23 protein-coding genes, 1 tRNA gene and 1 pseudogene are annotated in these 24,620 nt (G+C 59.3%); 14 read left to right on the top strand and 11 right to left on the bottom strand.

The annotated features are described in order from the left end of the window. Positions 1-78 precede the first annotated feature (78 nt). Positions 79-444, bottom strand: coding sequence for a response regulator (locus FQ192_RS13115; protein WP_149658989.1), 366 nt, complete (start codon positions 442-444; stop codon positions 79-81). Between the two features lie 193 nt (positions 445-637). Further along, positions 638-1,324 (bottom strand): Crp/Fnr family transcriptional regulator, encoded by a 687-nt coding sequence (locus FQ192_RS13110; RefSeq protein WP_149658988.1) that lies wholly within the window; start codon positions 1,322-1,324, stop codon positions 638-640. Positions 1,325-1,408: 84 nt separating this feature from the next. Between FQ192_RS13110 and FQ192_RS13105 the strand changes: the two genes are divergently transcribed. Continuing rightward, complete coding sequence (locus FQ192_RS13105) at positions 1,409-1,927, top strand: DUF962 domain-containing protein (protein WP_149658987.1); 519 nt, start codon at positions 1,409-1,411, stop codon at positions 1,925-1,927. Positions 1,928-2,026: 99 nt separating this feature from the next. Here the strand turns inward: FQ192_RS13105 and FQ192_RS13100 are convergent, their stop codons facing one another. From FQ192_RS13100 to dibA, 6 genes are all read right to left on the bottom strand, one after another. Beyond that, a complete protein-coding gene (locus tag FQ192_RS13100) occupies positions 2,027-3,016 on the bottom strand; it encodes a sulfate/molybdate ABC transporter ATP-binding protein (protein WP_149658986.1) in 990 nt (329 codons plus the stop codon). Positions 3,017-3,019: 3 nt separating this feature from the next. Next, on the bottom strand, positions 3,020-3,892 hold the full coding sequence (gene cysW, locus FQ192_RS13095) for a sulfate ABC transporter permease subunit CysW (protein ID WP_054050211.1): 873 nt from the start codon (positions 3,890-3,892) through the stop codon (positions 3,020-3,022). Between the two features lie 13 nt (positions 3,893-3,905). After that, positions 3,906-4,724 carry a sulfate ABC transporter permease subunit CysT gene (gene cysT / locus FQ192_RS13090; RefSeq protein WP_149658985.1) on the bottom strand — a complete coding sequence of 273 codons (819 nt, stop codon included), beginning with the start codon at positions 4,722-4,724 and terminating at the stop codon, positions 3,906-3,908. A gap of 70 nt (positions 4,725-4,794) precedes the next feature. Further along, positions 4,795-5,808 (bottom strand): sulfate ABC transporter substrate-binding protein, encoded by a 1,014-nt coding sequence (locus FQ192_RS13085; protein WP_149658984.1) that lies wholly within the window; start codon positions 5,806-5,808, stop codon positions 4,795-4,797. Positions 5,809-5,949: 141 nt separating this feature from the next. Further along, entirely contained in the window at positions 5,950-6,132 is a 183-nt protein-coding gene (gene oscA, locus FQ192_RS13080; RefSeq protein ID WP_054050217.1) for a sulfur starvation response protein OscA, read from the bottom strand. Positions 6,133-6,472: 340 nt separating this feature from the next. Then, positions 6,473-8,392, bottom strand: coding sequence for a phosphodiesterase DibA (gene dibA, locus FQ192_RS13075; RefSeq protein ID WP_149658983.1), 1,920 nt, complete (start codon positions 8,390-8,392; stop codon positions 6,473-6,475). 147 nt (positions 8,393-8,539) lie between these two features. On the opposite strand from dibA, the gene desA reads away from it, so the two are divergent. Then, positions 8,540-9,727, top strand: coding sequence for a delta-9 fatty acid desaturase DesA (desA, locus tag FQ192_RS13070; RefSeq protein WP_133840048.1), 1,188 nt, complete (start codon positions 8,540-8,542; stop codon positions 9,725-9,727). Between the two features lie 382 nt (positions 9,728-10,109). Further along, positions 10,110-11,099 carry a sensor domain-containing diguanylate cyclase gene (locus tag FQ192_RS13065; RefSeq protein WP_149658982.1) on the top strand — a complete coding sequence of 330 codons (990 nt, stop codon included), beginning with the start codon at positions 10,110-10,112 and terminating at the stop codon, positions 11,097-11,099. 124 nt (positions 11,100-11,223) lie between these two features. On the opposite strand, the gene FQ192_RS13055 is transcribed toward FQ192_RS13065, so the two are convergent. The 3 genes from FQ192_RS13055 to gabD form a co-directional block, all read right to left on the bottom strand. Further along, positions 11,224-12,438 carry an HDOD domain-containing protein gene (locus FQ192_RS13055; RefSeq protein ID WP_149658981.1) on the bottom strand — a complete coding sequence of 405 codons (1,215 nt, stop codon included), beginning with the start codon at positions 12,436-12,438 and terminating at the stop codon, positions 11,224-11,226. A gap of 129 nt (positions 12,439-12,567) precedes the next feature. Further along, positions 12,568-13,845 carry a 4-aminobutyrate--2-oxoglutarate transaminase gene (gene gabT, locus FQ192_RS13050; RefSeq protein ID WP_123515981.1) on the bottom strand — a complete coding sequence of 426 codons (1,278 nt, stop codon included), beginning with the start codon at positions 13,843-13,845 and terminating at the stop codon, positions 12,568-12,570. A gap of 185 nt (positions 13,846-14,030) precedes the next feature. Further along, entirely contained in the window at positions 14,031-15,473 is a 1,443-nt protein-coding gene (gene gabD, locus FQ192_RS13045) for an NADP-dependent succinate-semialdehyde dehydrogenase (protein WP_054050229.1), read from the bottom strand. Between the two features lie 349 nt (positions 15,474-15,822). Between gabD and FQ192_RS13040 the strand changes: the two genes are divergently transcribed. From FQ192_RS13040 to FQ192_RS12990, 11 genes and pseudogenes are all read left to right on the top strand, one after another. Further along, positions 15,823-15,899 (top strand) — tRNA-Arg (locus tag FQ192_RS13040). 167 nt (positions 15,900-16,066) lie between these two features. Further along, entirely contained in the window at positions 16,067-17,302 is a 1,236-nt protein-coding gene (locus FQ192_RS13035) for a tyrosine-type recombinase/integrase (protein ID WP_149658980.1), read from the top strand. 256 nt (positions 17,303-17,558) lie between these two features. After that, entirely contained in the window at positions 17,559-18,443 is an 885-nt protein-coding gene (locus tag FQ192_RS13030) for a hypothetical protein (RefSeq protein WP_149658979.1), read from the top strand. An 82-nt stretch (positions 18,444-18,525) separates the two neighbouring features. Beyond that, positions 18,526-18,804, top strand: coding sequence for an AlpA family transcriptional regulator (locus FQ192_RS13025; protein ID WP_149659270.1), 279 nt, complete (start codon positions 18,526-18,528; stop codon positions 18,802-18,804). Beyond that, complete coding sequence (locus FQ192_RS13020) at positions 18,801-19,409, top strand: hypothetical protein (RefSeq protein WP_149658978.1); 609 nt, start codon at positions 18,801-18,803, stop codon at positions 19,407-19,409. Before FQ192_RS13025 ends, FQ192_RS13020 begins: the two co-directional genes overlap by 4 nt. Then, positions 19,406-19,711 carry a hypothetical protein gene (locus tag FQ192_RS13015; RefSeq protein WP_123584848.1) on the top strand — a complete coding sequence of 102 codons (306 nt, stop codon included), beginning with the start codon at positions 19,406-19,408 and terminating at the stop codon, positions 19,709-19,711. Before FQ192_RS13020 ends, FQ192_RS13015 begins: the two co-directional genes overlap by 4 nt. Before the next feature lie 48 nt (positions 19,712-19,759). Continuing rightward, positions 19,760-20,242, top strand: a complete 483-nt coding sequence (locus tag FQ192_RS13010; RefSeq protein WP_149658977.1) for a hypothetical protein — start codon at positions 19,760-19,762, stop codon at positions 20,240-20,242. Further along, positions 20,239-20,523 carry a hypothetical protein gene (locus tag FQ192_RS13005; protein ID WP_149658976.1) on the top strand — a complete coding sequence of 95 codons (285 nt, stop codon included), beginning with the start codon at positions 20,239-20,241 and terminating at the stop codon, positions 20,521-20,523. Before FQ192_RS13010 ends, FQ192_RS13005 begins: the two co-directional genes overlap by 4 nt. Then, complete coding sequence (locus FQ192_RS13000; RefSeq protein ID WP_092278412.1) at positions 20,520-20,792, top strand: DUF3077 domain-containing protein; 273 nt, start codon at positions 20,520-20,522, stop codon at positions 20,790-20,792. The genes FQ192_RS13005 and FQ192_RS13000 overlap by 4 nt, the downstream gene beginning before the upstream one ends. Then, on the top strand, positions 20,789-23,695 hold the full coding sequence (locus tag FQ192_RS12995) for a DUF927 domain-containing protein (protein WP_149658975.1): 2,907 nt from the start codon (positions 20,789-20,791) through the stop codon (positions 23,693-23,695). Before FQ192_RS13000 ends, FQ192_RS12995 begins: the two co-directional genes overlap by 4 nt. Positions 23,696-23,924: 229 nt before the next feature. Continuing rightward, positions 23,925-24,491, top strand: a pseudogene (locus tag FQ192_RS12990) (chromosome segregation protein SMC); the annotation flags it as partial. Between the last annotated feature and the right edge of the window lie 129 nt (positions 24,492-24,620).

Below are 24,620 nucleotides of genomic sequence, written 5' to 3'. Positions count from 1 at the left end.
TCCTACAGGGGTAATGCGATCCAATGTAGGAGCGAGGCTTGCCCGCGAAGGCGATTTCCCAGACGCCACAGAAATCTTTCAGCGCCCCCGATCCCGCCGCAACAACTTGCGCACCCGCGCCACCAGTTCACTCACGGCGAACGGCTTGAGCAAGTAGTCATCCTCATGCAATTCCAACCCGCGCAGGCGATCTTCGATGCCGTCCTTGGTGGTGAGGAACAGCACCGGGGTTTCGCCGAGTTTGCGGATTTGTTGCTGTAGCTGCCAGCCGTTGAGGCCCGGGAGCATGACGTCGAGGATGATCAGGTCGTATTCGCCGGACTCGATGAAGCGCCGGCCGTCCATGCCGTTGAGCGCCACATCCACCGAATAGCTCGCTTCGTTCAGGCCGTTGGCCAGGAGTTTGGCGGTTTCGGGTTCGTCTTCCACTAAAAGGACACGCATGGCACACCTCGATTAATCAGGGGTACAGGCTAGGCGTGTTCGGGTCGATTGCCCACCACAAACTTCGAAGACTGCACAACCTGTAGGAGCAAAGCTTGCTCGCGAAGAGGCCCGGCCAGTCGACGAATGTTTGTTGACTGGCCGGGCCTCTTCGCGAGCAAGCTTTGCTCCTACGGGGGTTGTGTGTTGGAGGTTAGATTGTGGCTAATGCTCGGAGCCGCGCGGCATCGAGGATTTCGATCTCGCCGTAGCCCAGGCCAATAATCCCCTGCCCCTGCAATTCCTTGAGCATCTGGTTGGTGGTCTGGCGCGACAAGGACAGCATCGACGCCAATTGCTCCTGGGGCAGTTGCAACACCCGGCGCGGCGGATCGATTTCGCCGTAGCCTTCGGCGATCATCAGCAGGCGATGGGCCAGGCGCGCCGGGGCGGGCATCAGGCTCAGTTGTTCGAGGTTGATGAAGGTCAGGCGCAGTTTGTGGCTCATCAGCAGCGCCAGTTGCCGCCAGTACAGCGGTTGTTCGTCGAGCAACTTGAGCAGCGCGGTTTGCGGGATGTGCAGCAGGGTGCACTGCCCGGCGCCGAACGCATCGTGGGTGCGGGGCTGGCCATCGAACAGGCAGATTTCGCCAAACCAGTGCGGCGGTTCGACCAGGCTCAACAACGCTTCTTTGCCCTGCTCACTCACCGCGCCGATGCGCACCGAACCTTCAAGCACCGCGTATAACCCGCACGGCGGATCGCCACGCTTGAACAGCCGCTGCCCAGGCGCCAACCGCCTCAGCCGGGCCGCAGCCAGCAGACTATCCTGTAAAGGAACAGGTAAATGGCTGAACCACTGCCCGCTCATCAGGCGCGAACGCCAAACCTGCATGTCCATGAAGACTCCTGGAAATTGTCGCCTGGCTGACAGAGCGAACGCTGAACCCGGGGCATGATCCCTCACCCTACAGGAGGAATAACAATGAAAAGCCTCGTTGACCATCTCAGTCAATACGCCGCCTACCACCGTGACCCGCGCAATATCGTCAGCCACTTTATCGGTATTCCGCTGATTGTGGTGGCGGTGGCGGTGTTGCTGTCGCGGCCGCAGTGGCTGGGCGGCTGGGTGTCGCCGGCGGTGCTGGTGGCGCTGGCGTCGGCGTGGTTTTACTTGCGCCTGGAGCTGCGCCTCGGGGTGTTGATGACGGTGTTGCTCGGCCTGTGCGTCTGGACAGGGCAGGTGCTCGCGCAGCAAAGCACGATGCTCTGGCTGAGCAGCGGCGTGGCAATGTTTGTGATTGGCTGGGCGATCCAGTTTGTCGGGCATCATTACGAAGGGCGCAAACCGGCGTTTGTCGATGATGTGACGGGGCTGATCGTCGGGCCGTTGTTTGTGGTGGCGGAGTTGGCGTTTTTGTTGGGGTTGCGGCGCGACCTCAAGGAGCAGATTGAGGCGCGGGTCGGGGGTGTGAGAATCAATCCGAAGCGTGCTGCTGCGTAGTTCGCATTCGCGGGCAAGCCTCGCTCCTACAGGATTTTCGTCGGTCGTGATGACAACGTTGACCCTGTAGGAGCGAGGCTTGCCCGCGAAGCTTTTGCCTTAGATGTTGGCGACTTTCTGCCAAACCTTGGGCTTGAAGAACAACGTCTCACCCTTGGCCAACCCGACCAGGCTGTCGTGATCCTTCACCACTTCCGCCTCGATCAATTCGCTCTGCCCTTCCACTTTCAACGTCACCCGCGTGGTCGCGCCCAGCGGCCGGATATCCCGCACTTCAGCCGCGTGGTGGTCCTCCAGCTCATGCCGCGACAGCGACACTTCGTGGGGACGGAACAGCACGTGCTTGTCGTCACCCAGGTGCAAACGGTTCGAATCGCCGAGGAAGTGATAAACGAAATCACTGGCCGGGTTTTCGTAGACGTCGCCCGGTGAGCCGATCTGTTCGATCACACCCTTGTTCATCACCACAATGCGATCCGCGACCTCCATCGCTTCTTCCTGGTCGTGGGTCACGAACACGGAGGTCAGGTTGATGTCTTCGTGCAGCCGCGCCAGCCAGCGCCGCAGTTCCTTCCGGACCTTGGCATCGAGAGCGCCGAAGGGTTCATCGAGCAGCAGGACTTTCGGTTCCACCGCCAGGGCGCGGGCCAAGGCAATCCGCTGGCGCTGACCACCGGACAATTGCTCCGGGTAGCGATCCGACAACCAATCCAGTTGCACCATGTTCAGCAGTTCGTGGACTTTGACCGCGATCTGGCTTTCGCTCGGGCGCTGGTTTTTCGGTTTCATGCGCAGGCCGAACGCGACGTTGTCGAACACCGTCATGTGGCGGAACAAGGCGTAATGCTGAAACACGAAACCGACGTTGCGATCACGCACGTCGTGGCCGGAGACATCTTCACCGTGGAACACGATGTTGCCCTGGTCCGGGGTTTCCAGGCCGGCGATGATCCGCAGCAGCGTGGTCTTGCCGCAGCCCGATGGACCGAGCAGGGCCACGAGTTCGCCGCTGTGGATGTCCAGGCTGATGTCGTTCAGGGCCTTGAACGCGTTGAAATTCTTGCTGACGTTACGCACTTCGATCGACATGAATTATTCCTCCGCGGCGCTGGCGCGCAGGCGGTTAATACGGTTTTCGCTCCACTGCTTCAGCAGCAGGATGAAGAGCGCCATGATCAGCAACAGGCTCGCCACGGCGAACGCGGCCACGTGGTTGTATTCGTTGTAGAGGATCTCGACGTGCAGCGGCAAGGTGTTGGTCACCCCGCGAATGTGCCCGGAAACCACCGACACCGCACCGAACTCACCCATCGCCCGCGCGGTACACAGCACCACGCCGTAGATCAGGCCCCATTTGATATTGGGAACGGTGACGTGCCAGAACATCTGCCAGCCATTAGCGCCGAGCAGCCGCGCGGCTTCTTCTTCCTGGGTGCCTTGTTCCTGCATCAGCGGGATCAGTTCCCGGGCCACGAACGGCACGGTGACGAAAATCGTCGCCAGCACGATGCCCGGCAAGGCGAAGACGATCTGGATGTCGTGATCCTGCAACCACGGCCCGAACAGGCCCTGGGCGCCGAACATCAGCACATAGACCAGACCGGCGATCACCGGCGACACCGAAAACGGCAGGTCGATCAGCGTGACGAGCATGCTCTTGCCACGGAATGAGTACTTGCTCACGCACCACGCCGCACTGACGCCGAACACCACGTTCAGCGGCACCGAAATCAGCACCGCGATGACCGTGAGTTTCAGCGCCGACAAGGCGTCCGGTTCAAAGATCGCGGTGAAGAACGCGCCCAGGCCGTTTTTCAAGCCTTGGGACACCACGATAAACAGCGGCAACAACAGAAACAGGGTGAAGACCAGCCAGCACAAGCCGATCAGGATGCGTCGCGACGTAGCACTGCCACGGCGGGCGGCGTTGGCCGAAGAGGCGGCTGCAATAGACGATTGGGACATGGTTCGCGCCTCCTTATGGGGTTTCGATGCGCCGCTGCAGCAAGTTGATCAGCAGCAACAGGACGAAGGAAACCACCAGCATCAACACGCCAATGGAGGTAGCACCGGTGTAATCGTATTGGTCGAGCTTGACCATGATCAGCAGCGGCAGGATCTCGGTTTTCATCGGCATGTTGCCGGCGATGAAAATCACCGAGCCGTACTCACCGACGCCACGGGCAAACGCCAGGGCAAAACCGGTCAGCCAGGCGGGCAACAGCGCGGGCACCAGGATGTAGCGGAACACCTGCAACGGCTTGGCGCCCAGGCACGCGGCGGCTTCTTCCACTTCACGCGGGATGTCGGCCAACACCGGCTGCACCGTGCGCACCACAAACGGCAGCGTGACGAAGGTCAGCGCCAGAGTGATGCCGAGGGGGGTGTAGGCGATCTTGAAGCCCAGGTCCGCAGCGAACTGCCCGACCAGGCCGGTCGGCGTATACAGCGCGGTCAGCGCGATACCGGCCACGGCGGTGGGCAGGGCGAACGGCAGGTCGATCATCGCGTCGATGATCTTGCGCCCCGGGAAGGTGTAGCGCACCAGCACCCAGGCCAGCAACGTGCCGATGATGCCGTTGATGATCGCGGCATACAGCGCCGTGCCGAAGCTCAGCTTCAACGCCGCCAGCACCCGAGGTGCGGTGACGATGGCGTAGAACTGATCCCAGGTAAGTTGGGAGGCATGGATGAACATCGCCGCCAGTGGAATAAGCACAATCAGGCTGAGGTACACCAAGGTGTAGCCCAGCGTCAGCCCGAAGCCGGGTATGACGGGGGAGATACGACGCGACATAAAAGTCCTTGGTTGAGAACGCGCAAAGCCCCGACGGTTAAATCGGGGCTCGTTTTATGGCTGCTGCAGGTTACTGCGCCTGGTAAATCTGGTCGAACACGCCACCGTCATTGAAGAATTTCGGTTGGGCAGTTTTCCAGCCGCCGAAGTCTTTGTCGATGGTCACAAGGTCCAGTTTCGGGAACTGCTTGGCGTACTTCGCCGCTACATCTTTATCCCGTGGACGGTAGAAGTTTTTCGCGGCGATTTCCTGGCCGGCCGGGCTGTACAGGTGCTTAAGGTAGGCTTCGGCGATCTGCTCGTTGCCCTTTTTCTCGGCGTTCTTGTCGACCACGGCCACGGGCGGCTCGGCGAGGATCGACAGCGAAGGTACGACGATCTCGAACTTGTCGGCGCCGCCGTCTTCTTTCAGCGCCAGGAACGCTTCGTTTTCCCAGGCCAGCAACACGTCGCCCTGACCGTTGTTGACGAAGGTGATGGTCGAACCGCGCGCGCCGGTGTCCAGCACGGGCACGTGTTTGAACAGGGTCTGGATATATTCCTTGGCCTTGGCCTCGTCACCGCCGTTGGCTTTCAGGCCATAGGCCCACGCCGCGAGGAAGTTCCAGCGGGCGCCGCCGGAGGTTTTCGGGTTCGGGGTGATGACCGACACATCGTTCTTGACCAGGTCGCCCCAGTCCTTGATGCCTTTAGGGTTGCCCTTGCGCACCAGGAACACGATGGTCGAGGTGTAAGGCGTGCTCGCATCCGGCAGGCGTGTTTGCCAGTCGGCTGGCAGGGTTTTGCCGAGTTTGGCGATTTCGTCGATGTCGCCGGCCAGGGCCAGGGTCACCACGTCAGCACGCAGACCGTCGATCACCGCACGGCCCTGTTTGCCCGAGCCGCCGTGGGACTGCTGGATCTTCACGTTGTCGCCCGCGTGGTCTTTCTTCCAGAAGTTGATGAATTCGGCGTTGTAGTCCTGATACAGCTCGCGGGTCGGGTCGTACGACACGTTGAGCAGCTCGTAATCCTTGGCAACCGCGGAACCCGCAAAAAGGGCGCTGGCCAGCGCGGCCAAAGCAAAATGACGAATCGACGACATGGTGAAAGCTCCTGGAATTCTGGTGGTGTTGGCTTTTCTTATGGTTTGAAACCGGGTTGCCTGTTTAAAGATCGCCGCCTTCGGCAGCTCCCACATCAATCCCCCGCAGGCGCTGCCGAAGGCTGCGATCTTTTGATCTTTTCAGCTCGGCTTGTTGGTCGGGTTCTGCAAGCGGAATTTCTCTTTGCGCTCGATCTGGACCACCTGAGCGTTGTGCACGGTGATTTCCACTGCGCCAAAACGCAGATCGCGCAGGGCGCTCTGGATCTCACGCAAAATGGTTGCTTCGTCCTGGCCGTCAACGCTACGTAGGGATGCGCTCATGGTGCTGCTCCTTCGACTGAGAGGTTGCCTGGCAGTGGCGACACTGCTTGCGGCGTGAGGGCAATAGTAGATAGGCGCTGATATTCTTAAAAAGACTATTTAAGAATGTTTATATAACTAGAAAGTATTATTTGATGGGACAAGGGGTTGCGGGGGTTTTCACATTTTCGAAAGCCCCACAAAACCCCTGTGGGGAGGGGGCTTGCCCCCGTTCGGCTGCGAAGCAGTCGTAAATTCTGCTAGCGCGGTGTATCAGACATTTTGGGGCGGCTTCGCCACCCGACGGGGGCAAGCCCCCTAGCCACACAAGCTCCCTCGCCACAAAAGCAGGTCGTGAGCCTCAGCCAATCACCGGCGCCCGAGCCCAATCCAGCAACTCAGCCGGCACCGGACGGCCAAACCAATAACCCTGCCCCAGATCGCAATCGTGTTCGAGCAGGAACCCCGCCTGCTCTACCTGCTCGATCCCTTCGGCGTGCACCTGCATCCCCATACTTTTGGCCAACGCAATAATCACCCGCACAATCGCGCCATCGTCCTCATCCCACGGCAACCCGGCGACAAAGCCCTGATCGATCTTGAGTTTCTGCACCGGCAAGCGCTTGAGCCGCAGCAGCGACGAATACCCGGTGCCGAAATCATCGATAGCCAGGCGCACGCCCAACTCACGCAAGCGGTGCATCTGCTCCAGCGCCACTTCCGGATCGTCCATCACCGCGCTTTCGGTAACTTCCAGTTCCAGGTACGCCGGATCCAGCCCGGTTTCGTGCAGCACGTGCGCCACCTGCTGATACAACTCGCGGCGGGCAAACAGGCGCGAAGACACATTCACCGCGACAAACGACAACACCACTCCGGCCTGCTGCCATTGGCACATCTGCTGACACGCCTGCTGCATGACCCACGCGTCGATCTCGGCAATCAACCCGGTGCGTTCGGCGACGGGGATGAATTCTGCCGGAGATATCAATCCGCGCTGCGGGTGCTCCCAGCGCACCAGCGCTTCGACGCCGATCAGGCGACTGGTTTTGAGGTCATGCACCGGCTGGTAGTAAACCCGTAGTTCCTGCAGCTCCAGCGCGCGACGCAGTTCGAAGGCGATCTCGACCCGCTGTTGGGCATGGGCGGTCAATTCTTCGGTGTACAGCGCGTAACCATCGCGCCCGGTGCTCTTGGCCTTGAACAGCGCCGAATCGGCGTTGCGCAGCAATTGCTCGGCGCTCAAGGCGTCGCTGGGGAACAGGCTGATGCCGATGCTGGCGTTGATGAACAACTGATGCCCGTCGATCTCGAACGGCTGCTTCAGGCCATCGATGATCCGCTGCGCCAGTGCCGCCGCCTGCACCAGTTGCGGGCAGTTTTCGGCAAGCACCGCAAATTCGTCGCCACCCAGGCGCGCCAGGGTAACGCCCGGTGCGAACAGCCCCTGGAAACGTCCGGCCACCGCTTTAAGCAACTGGTCGCCGACGTTGTGCCCGAGGCTGTCGTTGATCATCTTGAAGTGATCGAGGTCGATCATCAGCAAGGCGCAGCCGCGCTTGTGCAGTTGCGCCGAGGTCAGCGCTTGCTCGACGCGATCGGTGAACAGCAGACGGTTGGGCAGGTCGGTCAGCGGGTCGTGGTGGGCCAGGTGCATCAGTTCGTGTTCGGAGTTCTTGATCGCGCTGATGTCGGAAAACACCGCCACGTAATGACTGACCCGACCCAGATCGTCATGAATGAGGCGGATGGTCTGCCATTGCGGGTAGATCTCGCCGCTTTTGCGCCGGTTCCAGATTTCCCCGCTCCACTCGCCGACGCTGCCGAGCATCGCGAACATCGCCTGATAGAACGCCGGCGGGTGGTGACCGGACTTGAACAGGCTCGGCTGCTGCCCCAGGACTTCTTCGCTCTGATAACCGGTGATTTCCATAAACGCCCGGTTCACATGCACGATCAGGCCTTGGCTGTCGGTGACCAGCACCCCTTCCCGGGTGCAATCGAATACGGCGGCGGCCTGGCGCAAGCGTTCGCGGTCGTCATTTTGCTCACGCAATTTGGCGCCGATGCCCAGGCAACGGAACAACTTGGCCCGGGCGAGGAAGATTAATCCGGCGCTCAGCAGCACCCAGGCATAACCGTTGATCAGTTGCCATCGCAGCAGTTCATGGGAGCTATCGAAGAAACTGTTCAATAAATAACCACTGAACTGGAGCCAGACTACTGAAATCACCAGGTAAAGCAGCGCTGCACGCAATGCATCGCGGTATGTGGCTGACATTCGGCCGTCCATGTCCCTACAAAAGGGTTGGAATTATAGGTCAAAGAAACATCCGGCCACTCTTATCTGAAAGGGCGACTGGTTTTATCTGTGGGCTTAGTGATAATGCATCGGCTGTTTATTTATTAATCGAGGGCCCTATAGCCTATGTGGTACGAAGGTTTTCTCGGCTTGTCGCCCTGGTCACTGGTGGCAGTCACCCTGCTGATGACCCATGTGACCATTGTGGGTGTCACGGTCTATCTGCATCGCTATTCAGCCCATCGCTCTTTGGAGCTCAATGCCGGCCTGAAACATTTCTTCCGCTTCTGGCTGTGGTTGACCACGGCGCAGAACACCCGCGAGTGGACCGCCATCCACCGCAAGCATCACGCCAAATGCGAAACCGTCGATGACCCGCACAGCCCGGTCATCAAGGGCCTTTCCACCGTTCTGCGCAAGGGCGCCGAGTTGTACCGCGAAGAAGCGGAAAACCCGGAAACCCTGCGCATCTACGGCAAGAACTGCCCCGAAGACTGGATCGAACGCAACCTCTACAGCCGTTTCCCGCTGTTGGGCGTGGCGATCATGGGCGTCATCGACCTGCTGCTGTTCGGCACCATCGGCATCACCATCTGGGCCATCCAGATGATGTGGATCCCGGTCTGGGCCGCCGGCGTGGTCAATGGCCTGGGCCATGCCATCGGCTACCGCAACTTCGAATGCCGCGATGCGGCGACCAATCTGGTGCCCTGGGGCATCCTGATCGGCGGCGAAGAACTGCATAACAACCATCACACCTACCCTAACTCGGCAAAACTGTCGGTGAAGAAGTGGGAATTCGACCTCGGCTGGGCCTGGATCCAAGTCTTCAGTTTCTTCCGCCTGGCCAAGGTCCAGCGTGTTGCGCCGATCGCCCACCGGGTCGAAGGCAAAGGCAGCCTGGACATGGACACCGCCATGGCCATCCTCAACAACCGCTTCCAGATCATGGCCCAGTACCGCAAATTGGTCATCGCGCCGCTGGTCAAGCAGGAGCTGGAAAAGGTCGATCACTCGGTCCGTCACCAATTCCACCGCGCCAAGCGTTTGCTCTCCCGGGAAACCAGCCTGCTGGACGACAAGCACCATGTCCGCATCCAGAACATGCTCGAGCACAGCCAGGCGCTGAAGGTAATTTACGAGAAACGCCTGGCCTTGCAGCAGATCTGGGTCAAGACCAGCTCAAATGGTCACGACATGCTCGCGGCCATCAAGGATTGGGTACACGAAGCCGAAGCCAGCGGGATTCAATCCCTGCGTGACTTCGCCGACCAGCTCAAAACCTACTCCCTGCGTCCTGCTGCCGCTGTCTGACCTGCAATCACAGGCTTGCCTCAGGATTGGGGCAAACCTGTGGCAAGGGCGCTGCCTGTGGCGAGGGGGCTTGTCGGATCGCCGCACCGCCCCGTTCGGCTGCGCAGCAGTCGCTTCCCCGGGCAATACGTTTCAACTGAAATGACAAATCGCCACTACCGCCCGGCGGGAGCCACCACCCTCGCCACCACAAGCGGGAACTAAGCTCCAAATCCCCTATCTCAAAGACACTTCGCCATCCAGGCGGGCCGAGACCTGTTATCAATTATTTCCCACCAAAGCGTGACAGCGCCTGCTGTGGCACAAGAAATAATCGATAAGGGGCCCACGTAGTGGCCGCTTTCGACACTCGAGCGGCGCACGCCCTTTGAGATCTGTGCCGATGGTCACCAAAAACCTACAAGACTCATCCCACCCGCAGTGGCCCGAGGCCGCGCAAACCCTGATGGCATTGATGCATGCCCAAGGTGAAGTCGCGCGCCTGAGCGAACGTGAACAACTCTTCAGCTCGCTGCTGGTCAGCGTCAATGCCGTGCTTTGGGCCTTCAACTGGGAAACCCGTCAGGTGCTGTACGTCAGCCCCGCCTATGAACGGATTTTCGGCCGATCCGCCGGCCTGTTGCTGGCCGACTACAACCAGTGGCGCGACAGCATCTACCCCGACGATCTGGAGTACGCGGAGCGCAGCCTGGCCGAAGTACTGGACAAAGGTGCCGTCGAAGACCGCGAATACCGCATCATCGCGGCCGACGGCCAAGTGCGCTGGCTTAGCGACAAATGCTTCATCAACCGCCAGGCCGAACCGGGGCAACCGGTGATCATCGTCGGCATTGCCGAGGACATCACCGAAAAGAAGCAGATGGAAGCCGAGCTGCAACGCCTGGCGACCACCGACGTATTGACCCAGAGCAGCAACCGCCGGCACTTCTTCGAATGCGCCCATCGCGAATTCGAACAGGCGCGGCTGCAAGGCGCGCCGATGGCCTTCCTGCTGCTGGACATCGATGACTTCAAAGTGGTCAACGACACCTACGGCCACCAGGGCGGCGACATCGTATTGCAGCGCATCGCCGAGAGCGGTCGCGCGGCCCTGCGTCGGGGTGATCTGTTCGGGCGAATTGGCGGGGAAGAGTTTGCCGCGGTGTTCCCCGGCTGTGCGCCGGACATGGCCATGCAAGTGGCCGAGCGCCTGCAACGGGAGATTCAGCGGTTGAGCTTCAGCCATGATGACCAGACCTTCGGCATCACCGTCAGCCAGGGCCTCACCAGCCTTACCGACGATGACGAAAGCCTCGACAGCCTGTTCGCCCGCGCCGATGCGGCGATGTACGAAGCCAAGCGCCAGGGCAAGAACCGCATCATCTCCGCCTGACAACGCACCTCTGTGGCGAGGGAGCTTGCTCCCGCTGGACTGCGCAGCAGTCCCCTTCAGCATTTGGGATAAAGGGGGCCGCTTCGCGCCCCAGCGGGAGCAAGCTCCCTCGCCACAGGGACCGTTATTTTTTGCGTAGGCGCATCAATTCCGGCAATCCAATCTTCAGCAAGCGCGCCGTGCGGCTTTTGGACAGTTCCTCAATGCCCTCATGCTCGGTCAGGCGCGCCAGTTGTGCAGCCATGTTCATCACCAGCGCTTCGCGGGAGTAAACCCCGCCACCGAGCTGGTAGACCGCTGCAATCAGTTCTCGCAACTCCAGCGGCAGACGCCAGCGCGTGCGCAGCGCCGAACCATAACCGGCACCAAATTCGGCCAGCGCATCGCCCACCTCTTCCCATTCATCCAGCTCACCGCCGGCCTGCTTCCACTCCTGCAAACAGCGCAGCAGCGCCAAGTCGCCGAGACGATGCAACATCCCAGCGCAATAGCAGCGCTCCTGATCCAGGTCCAGCAAGCGCGCCAAAGTCCGGCCATATTCGGCGGTGCGCAACGACAGTTCCCAATAACGTTCGGCGTAGTCCGCCAATTGCGGATCGCTCAGCCGCGCGCAACGCTTGAGGGCCAGGCCCAAAATCAGGTTCATGCTTTGCGCGGTGCCGAGGCGATGCAACGCCTGGGACAGGGTTTGCACCGCCACGCCGTGATGCTGGGCCGCACTGTTGGCAGCGGCGATCAGCACGGCCGTGATTTGCGGGTCATTGCGGATCTCGCCTTCCAGCAGCGTCAGGTCGAGGCCATTGGGGTTGAGGCTGCGTTTCACCGCCAACTGCACGTCGGTCATCAACGCCGCACCGTCTGTCGACTCACGTCGCCGCTCCAGGTACACCGACAAGGTCATCCCCGGCGACAGCGTTGGCGCCTCGCAGGACACCTCTTCACCGGCGTTCAGCAGTAAATCTTGCAGACGATGGGTCAGGCCTTCCATGTCCAGGGGTTTGGTCAGGTACGCGGTGGGCGCCAGGGGCAGGGCCTCGCGCACGCTCGCGCTGTCGTTGCGGCTGCTCATCAGAATGAACGGCAACGGCGGATTACGTTTGCGCTGACGGACACTGCGCAAAACGGTCAGGCCATCGATGCCCGGCAACTCCCAGTCAACGATCACCAGGTCGTAGGGCACTTCTGCCAGCAGCTCCATCGCCTGCTGGCCGTCGGCACACAGGTCCAGCCGTGCGTCGCAGCGCACATTCAACAACACCTGTTTGAGCAGGTCGCGGGACCAGGGATCGGCCTCGGCAATCAGTACTCGCGGAACAGCGGGCAACACCACAGCGGTCATTCGTCTACTCCAATGGCAATGCCTGAACCTTAGTCAATGCTGGCCATTCGATACAGCACGATGTGTTCTGCGGACACGAAAAAACCCGCCGAGGCGGGTTTTTTTGTCGATCAGGTCACACTCGGTCGATTACAGCTCGGAGAAGCACTCTTCGATGATGGCCAGACCTTTGTCCAGTTGCTCGTCCGGCGAAGTCAGCGGTACCAGGACGCGCAGAACGTTGCCGTAGGTGCCGCAGGACAGCAGGATCAGACCCTTGTCGCGCGCCTTGGCCACAACCGCTGCCACTGCCGGAGCGTTCGGCTTGTGGCTGTCGCCATCAACAAACAGCTCGACCGCGATCATCGCGCCCAGGGCACGGACTTCACCGATCACCGGGTACTTGGCTTGAATGGCTTTCAGGCCAGTAACCAGACGCTCGCCAACAGCCTTGCAGCGATCCAGCAGGTGTTCTTCTTCGAACACTTCCATCACGGCCAGGGCCGCGGCGCAAGCGATCGGGCTACCGGCGTAAGTACCGCCCAGGCCGCCTGGCGCAATGGCGTCCATGTATTCGGCTTTGCCGCACACACCGGCCAGCGGGAAGCCGCCAGCGATGGATTTGGCGAAGGTGGTCAGGTCGGCAGCAACGCCCATCTGTTCCATGGCGAAGAAAGTGCCGGTACGGCCAGCGCCGGTTTGCACTTCGTCAGCGATCAACAGAATGCCGTGCTGGTCGCACAGGGCGCGCAGACGCTTCATGAATTCTTTAGGCGCGACGTAGAAACCACCTTCGCCCTGAACTGGCTCGATGATGATCGCCGCGATATCACGCGGCTCGGCGTCGTTCTTGAAGATGCGTTCGATGCTGGCGATCGAGTCGTCGACGCTCACACCGTGCAGTTCGTTCGGGTACAGCGCGCGGAAGATGCCGCCTGGCATCAGGCCCATGCCGGCCGAGTAAGGCACGACTTTACCGGTCAGGCCCAGGGTCATCATGGTGCGACCGTGGTAAGCGCCGGTGAACGCGATCACGCCGGCACGGCCAGTGGCGGCACGGGCGATTTTCACGGCGTTCTCTACCGCTTCGGAACCAGTGGTCACCAGCAGGGTTTTCTTGGCGAAATCACCTGGCACCTTGGCGTTGATTTTTTCGCACAGCTCAACGTACGGCTCGTAGGCCAGTACCTGGAAGCAGGTGTGAGTCAGCTTGTTCAACTGCGCGGTCACGGCGGCGATGATTTTCGGGTGCAGGTGACCGGTGTTCAGCACGGCGATACCGCCGGCGAAGTCGATGAACTCGCGACCTTCAACGTCGGTCACGGTGGCGTTCTTCGCGGACTCGGCGAAGATCGGGTGAATCTGGCCAACACCGCGTGGTACAGCGGCTTCGCGGCGTTTCATCAGGGAAGCGTTAGTCTTGCTCATAAAGTCCTCATTCACCGCTCATCGGGCGGCGTAGTTCAAGGAAAATGCGGCGGGGAGGCAACTACGGCAGCATGCGATGATCGACTGCCACAGCGTTCCCGGCCACAGAGAAAATTCCATTTGAAGCGCAGAAAGGGACAGCGCTCTCGTGCCCTTTCCGCTTATTGCATTCCCGTCTGCCGAGCTTAGATGCCCAGGCAGAGGTATTTGATTTCCAGGTAATCTTCGATGCCGTACTTGGAGCCTTCACGGCCCAGGCCCGACGCCTTGATGCCGCCGAACGGCGCGACTTCGTTGGAGATCAACCCGGTGTTGACGCCGACCATGCCGTATTCCAGGGCTTCAGCCACACGGAACACACGGCCCAGGTCACGGGCATAGAAGTACGAAGCCAGGCCGAACTCGGTGTCGTTGGACATCGCGATCACTTCGGCTTCGTCTTTGAAGCGGAACAGCGGCGCCAGTGGACCGAAGGTTTCTTCCTTGGCCACTGCAGCGTTTTTCGGCACGTTGGTCAGGATGGTCGGCTCAAAGAAGTTGCCTTCCATGACCTTGCCACCCGCCAGAACGGTCGCGCCTTTGCTGATCGCGTCAGCAATGTGCTCTTGAACCTTGGCCACGGCTTTTTCGTCGATCAGCGGGCCAGTGGTGGTGCCTTCTTCCAGACCGTTGCCGATCTTGAGCTTGGCCACCGCCACTTTCAGCTTCTCGGCGAACGCGTCGTAGACCGAATCCTGAATGTACAGACGGTTGGCGCAGACGCAGGTCTGGCCGTTGTTGCGGTACTTGGAAATGATCGCGCCTTCGACGGCCTTATCCAGGTCCGCGTCGTCGAACACGATGAACGGCGCGTTGCCGCCCAATTCCAGGGACACTTTCTTGATGTCCTTGGCGCATTCAGCCATCAACTGACGACCGATTTCGGTCGAGCCGGTGAAGGACAGTTTGCGCACGATCGGGTTGCTGGTCAGCTCGCTGCCGATGTCGCCAGCGCTGCCGGACACCACGCTGAACACACCGTTCGGAATACCGGCACGCTGGGCCAGTTCAGCCAAAGCGAATGCGGAGAACGGGGTTTGCGAAGCAGGCTTGAGCACCATGGTGCAACCGGCGGCCAGTGCTGGGCCAGCCTTACGGGTGATCATCGCGGCCGGGAAGTTCCACGGAGTGATTGCAGCGGTCACGCCGATCGGCTGCTTGATCACGATCAGGCGCTTGTCTGGCTGGTGGCCCGGAATCACATCACCGTAGACGCGCTTGGCTTCTTCGGCGAACCACTCAATAAAGGAAGCGGCGTAAACGATTTCGCCCTTGGCTTCGGCCAATGGCTTGCCTTGCTCGAGGGTCATCAGGCGAGCCAGGTCGTCCTGGTTCTCGATAATCAGCTCGAACCAACGACGCAGCTTGTTCGCACGGTCCTTGGCGGTCAGTGCACGCCAGGCCGGCAGCGCTTTGTCAGCGGCTTCGATGGCACGGCGGGTTTCGGCAGCGCCCATCTTCGGCACAGTGCCCAGAATTTCGCCCGTTGCCGGGTTATTGACCTTGATCGTCTGACCGTTGTCCGCATCGACCCAAGCGCCATCGATAAAGGCTTGCTGGCGGAACAACTGGGTGTCTTTAAGCTGCATGTCGGCTTTCCTTAACAGCACCGCGACCAGCGCGGAGCGAATTATGATTGTAGAAAGGCGCCTCAAAGGCTGCCGTCAGGGAAATCATTCACCGGGCTGAAGCACATAAATAGCGCACTGATCGAAACTCGTGCGGTTCAGCACCCAGACAAGAGCGTTTGAAATCTCGAACGAATCCTAGGATCAATGCTGGGAAAGGACAATAGGCCGTTCGAAAAAAAGAACGAAAACGCCGCATTTGCGGATTTTTTCTGATCAACGTAGCAAACGGCTGTTACAGCTTGGAAAAACACAGGCGATTCAGCAGCATGGACGCCCGCAACGCTTATGAGTATCATGGCGCCCGCTTGCACCAGTAGCTCAGCTGGATAGAGTACTGCCCTCCGAAGGCAGTGGTCGTGGGTTCGAATCCCGCCTGGTGCACCATATAGCAGTCTAGACCTGTCTCAGACAGTCTACGAAACGCCCCAAGAAGCCCGCCCTGTGCGGGCTTTCTTGTTTCTGGCTATCCCTCCCTGTCTACCTCTATAACTTCACGCCGTGTATGCCCACGTGTATGCTTTGAGATTCCTTGAACTGGAGGCATACACGCAGTGAAGCGTACTGAAATCAAACGCCGCCCTTTGGCCGACACTACTCTCGCTGGGCTGGAGCCAGAGAGTGCAACGTACCGTGAACAGGACGGCAACGGCCTGTATTTTCGGGTCAAAGCCAATGGGCAGAAGTCTTGGGAGTTGCGCTACAAAAAGTCAGACGGGAAATGGTCTTGGCTGGGACTAGGCGGCTATCCAGAAATCAGTGGCTCACTAGCCAGACAGAAGGCGGCCCAACTGAGGGATGACGCATCGACTGGCAAAAATCCGTTAGTCAGCAAACAGGCTCGCAAGATTGCTGACCGCGTGGCAGCCAACAACACATTCGAAGCATTAGGCCGCGAATGGTTTGAGGCGAGGCGCTCAAGCTGGGAGGCCGGTACCTCACGTCGAGTTATCGGTGCCTTGGAGCTGCACGTGTTTCCCGTTTTCGGCAAACGCATATACACGGAAATCCTGCCCCTCGAATGGATGGAGTTTCTGCGTGGCATGGAACAGAAAGGGATCATTGAGCAAATGGGCAGGGTTCGCGCCTTTTGCAAAGAGATCTACGACCTAGCACGTGTGACGGGCCGAGCCATCCACAACCCCCTTGAAGGCCTCAATAAATTCCTACAGACGCGTAGTGCTGAAAACTATGCGCACGTATCAATAGAAGAGCTGCCTGCATTGCTTCGTGCAATCAACTCTTACCCTCATGCAAAGGATGTTCGTCTAGGGCTTCGTTTGCTTGCATTACTGGCGGCTCGTCCGAGCGAGATTCGAGAAGCACGCTGGTCAGAAATCGACGTCAACAAAAAGCTATGGACGATTCCAGCCGGGCGAATGAAGCGACGTCGCGAGCATGTAGTGCCTCTATCTCGCCAGGCGATTGAAGCGATAACGGAGCTGCGCACGCTGACAGGCGCATACCCTCTTCTCTTCCCTGGGAGAAAAGATCGAACCATACCCCGGAGCAATACTGTCTTTCTGATGGCGCTACGCAGACTGGGATATGCAGGCCGACAGACAGGCCATGGCTTCCGCCATATCGCGAGCACAATCCTGAATGAGCAGGGTTTCGATGAAAACCACATTGAGGCTCAGCTCTCCCATGTAAAGGAGGGAATCGCAGGGGTGTACAACAAGGCTGTGTACCTGCCTCAGCGCAAAGTCATGATGCAGTGGTATGCCGATCATCTTGATGAGCTGGAGCAAGGCAACGTTGTTCAAGGACAATTCGGCAAGGATGTTTGATGATGTGTTTCCATACCCCATTGAAAACCGGTGTAACTGGTGTAACTCGTGTAACAGAAACATCTAACCGATTGAAAATATTGAATAATTTCCATGTAACATCTTGTGCTAACTTTGCGTACACCCGGTGTAAACAGACGCATTGGTGTAACAGCCAAATCGCCCCATCCATCCTGATGGCGGCGCTGCCCATCATGACTACAGCCCTTATGGCACGCGGGTTTGTTGCCTGCATTCTGGGGTATGGGGCGACTAAATGAGTGGGGACTTCTATCTGGGGCGCGGGCTCCTGATTGATCCTGAAAAGGTCGTTCTGGGTCTGGAAAACTTTACACTTTATAGGGATTTTTTTGAGCGTATAGAGGATGCACTAAGGCTCATCGAACGTGGCCAAGTACTCTGGGGAGAACATAAAAAGAATGGCGAATGGTTATTCGAGGCAGTTGACGCGGCATCCTCTGTGCGACGTCTTGCTGACAACATTCGATGGTGTTTTGATCGTTCAGGGAATGACTTAGCTGGTTGTATACGCCAGATTGCCGGGCTAGATGAAAAATTCACCAATTGTCAGTGTGTGGCCGCACTAGCTATTGCTCGTGCCTGCCTGACCATTGAAGTGTTGGCTCGATACCTGAGTGATTTTGAGATTGAGCTGGATCGCGCAGCCCCTTATAGCTGGGCTGTACTTGCCAGGGATGAGCCTGGAGTGGCTACCGAACGTCTAGAGGAAATACGCCAGCAATTCGTCCTGAATGAGATGGCGGTTCGTGAGCGCGTGGCCGATTCGTTCGGGGAAGCAAAATACTATATAACCCTGGCAGCCGTGTACGCTTCCCCCCGGCTGAGCAGGGCCGAAAAGATCAGGATTAGCACCTGCGCCAGCAAGGCTGGGCTCAGCTCTGCGGCAGTCCGGCAAGAAGCTGTGGCAGACAGAGATCAAAGTATTTGTGCACACGGGCGTCGCCTTCTCGCCGATGGTCGAGCGCGTCGTGAGATTGCGGGCGTCATCTTAGGTACAGACTCCGCTCTAAAGACCCATGGTGGCAGTGACAAGCTGTCCCGCACGCAGATAAAAAACATCCTAATAAAGAACGGTGTTCTGCCTCCCAGCAAAGAGAAAATGAAAATGAACGAGCGTTAACTTTCATTCCTTCATTTAGCTTTTTCCCTGTCCATACCAATACAGGGAAACTGCTGTGAGAACTCACCCCCATTCAAGCGTCATTCATCGAGCTTCGGACTCGGACGCCCAGTTAAGCGCTGCAACACCTGCCAGTTTCGAATCCTCCACAAGGCTAATCCGCGTCACAGAGGTGGTCGCCCTGGTAGGCCTTGCACGCGCCACCATCTACAAATTGATGAGCCAGCCCGAGAGCGGCTTCCCGCAGGCAGTAAAACTCACAGACAGCACTTCCCGTGGAGCTCCAGTTGCCTGGGTTTTGTCTGAAGTACAGAGCTGGGTCAAAAGTCGTATTGAAGCCCGCGACCAGGTGGCCGCATGAAGCGCAATTGCTGCCCTTTCAAAGGGCCGTTCCTCGACTCTTACAGCATCGGATTCCGCCTCTATCAACCTGGTGCAATCAACTGGCGTCATCGCACCATCGCGGGCGTGAGCTGGAACGGCGAAGAGCAGGAAGCGTTCTTTTTCAGCCCTGACGGCCTCGTTCTCCCACTGAAAGCCAATCCTTGGGAGTTGCCTGAACTGATCAGCAAAAATGCGGTGCGCAGAGAGTTTTCGAGTGTTCACGGCATCGGTTACTTCGCGATGAACCCAAGCCGCCTAGCCTCACTGAAATCACGCGGCATGACCGACTGGGTTACCTACTGGCTCGTCGATCAATCAGCGGGATTCGCCAACGATCCAGCGGTATGGCAACGCATCATGGATGAGGATCTAGCCGTCGAAAAGACAACAAGCGAACGCACTCACCACGACATGCGCTTGACCTCCGATCTGGTGGGTTATGTCGAAGAATGTGTCGCACAACGCCGCGAGCAGATGACCATTACGCACCGTCGTCGCAGTGCAGAGGACAGCAAGATCCTGGCTTGGCTCAAAGGCGAAACACCACCGCCGCTGTTCGCCTTCGCGCAGGAGGCAGCATGAGCCAAAAGATCGCTGATAACGCTTTGATGCATCCGTTTTCGGTGCTGCGCCGGATTGGCTTTTCCCCCCGCCTAATGCAGCGCCTCGAGCGCTACCGCAGCCAACAGGACAAACAAGGTCGCGTGGTCAGTGTACTCAGCTGGGCCGACGGCACCTGGTGCGCCCTCTCCCTCCACTGCGAAAAAACCGGCGCGGTGATAGTCGACGAAGGCCAGCAAACCCAAGCCTACGAAGACGCCCGCTCGATGCTAAGCGGCGGTTTTCTACCCCTTCTATCCCTGCGCTGGGAAGCCCATGCCTGAAATGAAAACGCCTCCGGGGACGATCCGAAGGCGTTGAGGTAAATCTACATGCACGAACAATTTATGCCGCACCTGAAAAAACCGCAAGTCCTCAACACAGTTGCACTTTCGAAAAACGGACGTTACTCTCTGGCCGTCGCTGCAAATTCAGCGACCGGGCTTGGTAACCCGATCAAGTTGGCGCACGAGCGTCCCCATTTGAAAGCAGGCGCTTTTTTTGTGCCCGCATTTCTGTTTTGCGGTGGCTGTGCGTGGGAGACCCTCGGGTCTGCCGGGTGCCAACTTTCCCGGTTTACCAACCTGCGCACAGCTGCCACCCCTTCGCTTGGTAACGAACGTGGCAGCTCCAAACTAAAGTTGGAGTTCCATCTCATGCACGCCCTCAATCCGTTCAAAAATCGCGCCGCTGCACACCGTGCAATGGCTCTCGCCGCTTTACACGCGAATTCCAGCCTCGCTACACGCCTCTCCCGCTACAACAGCCACATGGCCACAGCCCGCGCGCTCGAAACCGCAGGTGGTGCCCAATGAACAACGCCCTGAGGTTTGCCCTACCTGAAGACCTGCTTTGCGTTAACCCTGCCGCAAGCGCCGGTGTGCCTATCGACGCCATCACCTGCGCTATTGCTCGCGCCGACTCGGTGCTGACGCTGCTTGAAGAACACTTCGAAAACGACTCCTCGCGACTTGCTAATCACGTCATAGCGGCCGTCCTCTGGGACGTGCGAGGCACCCTTGGTTTGATCAAGACGCTGACCTTGCACGGCGACTCCACCTCGATGCCTGCTGCGCAGAAAGGCGGTGCGCTATGACCACTTCCACCACCCGTGGTCACGCCACCTTTACTCGTGTGAATGCCACCGACTTGAAGTTGTTCCGGGTCAATGCCGGTGTTCCGGTCGAGGATGCGCTGGAGATGGTTTCCCTGCTCCAGCATCACGCCAACCAGCTCAACTTCGACGCCGCCATGAGCGATCAAGGTGACCGCTTCAGTTGGCCTGCTCTGTACCTCGGCGAGATGGCAAAAGCCCTGATCGACGACATCAACGACGCGCTGTTTTTGTCGAGGGCTGACGCATGAGCCAACGCCTGAGCAACTCCGCAAAACGTCCAAGCTTCGCCGACGTGAAAGCCGCTGCACTGAAAGACATTGACCGTGTCCTGACGCACTGGCTGCCCAACGGCAAGCGCGTGGACGGCGGCAAGGAATACACCGCTCCCAATCCGACCCGCAGCGATAAGCGCGCGGGTTCGCTCAAGATCAGTCTGAGCAAGGGCACCTGGTCCGACTTCGCCACTGGCGACAAGGGCGGCGACCTGATCGACCTGGTGCGCTATCTGGACGGCGGCACCGACATCGAAGCCTGTAACAAACTGGCAGATCTGCTCAACGTTTCGCCCGGCACCGCCCAGGTGAAGCCAGCGCCCGCCAAGACAAAAGCACCTGAGTGGAGTGCCATTCAGCCGATCCCGGCCGAGGCCATGAGCAAGTGCCCGGCCAAGCACCGGCAGCATGGCGCGCCGTCCAAGGTGTGGATCTACCGTGATGCGCAGGGCCAACCACTCATGGTGCTCTACCGCTTCGACCTCGCCACCGATGAAGACGGCAAGCCGAAGAAAGTCTTTGCACCCCTGACATGGTGTCAGCGCGCCGATGGCCAGACGACACAATGGCGCTGGCAGGGGCTGCCCGATCCACGACCAATGCTGCGCCTTGATGAACTGGCTCAACGCGTTGACGCACCGGTTGTTCTCTGCGAAGGCGAGAAAGCTGCAGATGCCGCCGCCGAACTGCTACCGGGCTACGTGGCCACCTGCTGGCCGAACGGCTCCAACTCCTGGCACAAAGCCGACCTGACACCGCTCAGAGGCCGCGACGTGTTGTTGTGGCCAGACAATGACGTCAGCGGCACAGCCTGCATGGAAACCGTCGCCGACAAACTGCGCGAGATCGGCGCCGCCTCGGTGCAGGTCATCGCGCTGGAGGTGTTCAAGCGCAAGCCCACGCTGAAGAACGGCGCCGCTACCTTCGCCAAAGGTGGTCAATGGGACGACGGCGACGATGCAGCCGATGCGCTTGCCAAAGACTGGACAGCGCTCCACTTCACCAAGCTGGTAAGCAGCGGTGAACTGTTTGGTGTGGTTGCCGAAAAGCCTGAGCCTGAGCAAGCAGAAAGCAAGCCGGAACCGAAGACAAAAGCAGCAGCCAAGCGTCCGTCCAAGCCAAAAAATGACCTGATGCCCGGAGGCTTTCGCCTCACGTCCGAAGGCGTGTTTTATTCCGGTGACGACGGCGAGGCGCGGCCGGTGTGTTCCCCACTGGAAATCCTTGCCCGCACTCGCGACGACAAAGGCCAGAACTGGGGCCTGCTGGTCGAGTTCGACGATCCCGACGGTGCCAAGAAACGCTGGAACATCCCGGCGCGCACAATGACCGGTGACTTCGGCAAAGATGTGCTCGGTCCGCTGGTGGACATGGGGTTGCGCCTCGCCGGTAGCCGCTCCGGACGCAATGCCCGCAATGACCTGCAGAGTTATCTCGGCGGCTTCGACAGCGCGCAACGGGCACGACTGGTCACTCGCTTGGGCTGGCATGACAGCGCCTTTCTCCTGCCCGAGCAGCAGGTCGGCACGCACAGCGAACACCTGCACTTCTACGAGGCCGGTTCTCAGCTTCCGCCGATCAGCGAAGCGGGCACGCTCGAGCAATGGCAAGAGCAGATCGGCGCACTGTGCGTCGGTAATCATCGCTTGGCTTTCGTCGTCGGCGTGGCCTTTGCGGGGCCGCTGCTGCACATGCTCGGTCATGAGTCGGGCGGGTTCCACCTGTACGGCGACAGCTCGGGCGGCAAGACTACGCACCTGCAAGTTGCCGCCTCGATCTACGGCGGGCCGCGTCTGGTGCGCTCGTGGCGCTCCACCGACAACGCGCTCGAATCCATCGCCGCCGCGCATTCAGACGGTCTTCTGGTGCTCGATGAGATTGGTATGTGCGATCCACGCATCATTGGCGAGACCGTGTACATGCTGGGCAACGGCACCGGCAAGGCACGCGCCAATGATCGAGGCCAAGCAGGCCGACAGGTACAAGAGTGGCGCCTGCTGTTTCTTTCCACCGGCGAGAAGACGCTGGCCCAGCACATGGCCGAAGCGAATAAGGAGCTGAAAGCGGGTATGGAGGTGCGCATGCTCGCGGTCCCGGCCGATGCAAGTAAAGGCCTCGGCATGTTCGACACGCTCAACGGTTTTGAGGATGCGGCGGCGCTGGCCGACGCCCTCAAGGCACGCGTAGCGAAGTTCTACGGCACACCGCTCACCGCGTTTCTAACAGCGCTGTGCGAACCGGGCAAACGTCACGGTTGGTCCGCCATCCTGCGCCGCACGCTGGAAGGCTTTATCGCCCAGTCTCTACCGGCCTCGGCCAGCGGACAAGCGCACCGTGCCGCCGCTCGCTTCGGTCTCGCCGCCGCCGCAGGCGAGCTGGCCACCGCGATGGGCATCACCGGCTGGCCGGATGGCACGGCCACCACCGCTGCCCGCGTGTGCTTGAACGCCTGGCTGAACGAGCGTGGCGGTGCCGGTAACTTCGAAGGCGATGCGATCTTGGCGCGTCTGCGCCAGGTCATCGAGCGCTTCGGCGAAAGCCGTTTCACCCGCTGGGAATCGGCGGCAGCAAAAATCGACGAACACGGCCCGCGCACCATCGACCGACTTGGCTTTCGCAAGACGCTGGAGCACGGCCTGGGTGATGCGCTGCACACCACCAACACCTATTACGTGCTGCCCGAGGCATGGCGCTCGGAGATCTTCCGGGGCATGAACATCAATGCCGTGAACAAGGAACTGCTACAGCGCGGCGTGCTGGAGCCGGGCGGTGATGGCAAGGCGTCGAGTCTGATCCGGTTACCCGGCCTCGGCACGCAACGCTGCTACGTCGTGAAGACGATTCCGGGGTTGGCTGAGAGCGAGGCTCGGGCTGCCTGAGGGCATCTCTGCTGATAGAGGTAGCGCCGGCTTATTCCCGGCCTCGCCAGCCACTCATTCAACCCAACCCCAAATTGAAGGAACAAGACAGATGGAAGATTTACAAGCCTCTATCGAACAACAAGAACTGCTGGCCAGCGACGTGGGCTGCAACGAGACCACCGTAATTGCAGTTCCAAATTCGGGGAGCACTCGCGCAACCGCCAACTGTGAAAAGAAGCAACGGTTGATCGAAGACATCAACGAACTGACCGTCCGCCGCGATAAATACCTGAGCGAGGCGGAGGTGCAGTACGAAAAGATAGCGCCATTGGAAGCCTTGCTTGAGGGCGACGAAGTATTTGAACAGGACCGTCTGATTGAGATTCGCAGCGAGTACAACACGCTTAAAATTCCGTATGACTCCCGAAAACTCCAAGCTTCGCTGATAGATATACAGATCAATCGACGCGAGCAACTGCTTAATCACGAAACTCTAATGGCCGGTTACGCCGAATCGATGGCGAACTGGAAAGCCGACGAGCAAGAACTCAACGAAAAACGCGACAGCCTCAGTACTCGTTTGGAACAGATCCAGCAGCAAGCAGAACAAGATATGACCAAGGCCCGCCAAGCCGAAACCGATGCCGCTACCGCCTATGCGCAGGCGGTGGCATGGGGCGATATAGAGGGCGAAAAGAACGCCAATGCAGATGCGCAAAAAGCCGGGAAGAACCTTACGACTGCAACCGAGCACAATCGGCGCCAACATTTGATCATCGCGGCGCTAGAACAGGAACTGGTTATCGTCGAACAACAGTAAACGCTCCATGAACCCCACACTCAAAGTCACCACCTGATCCCAGACGCGGTGCCCCATATTTCTATACCTGTGGCACATAAATAGCTCACCTACCATTTTGCTGGCATAAAAATGCCACTGTTT

It is taken from the genome of Pseudomonas sp. ANT_J12 (genome assembly GCF_008370045.1).
Classification (GTDB): Bacteria; Pseudomonadota; Gammaproteobacteria; order Pseudomonadales; family Pseudomonadaceae; genus Aquipseudomonas.
Note: the sequence above shows the minus strand (reverse complement) of the source record. Positions and strands in the feature narration are given on the sequence as shown.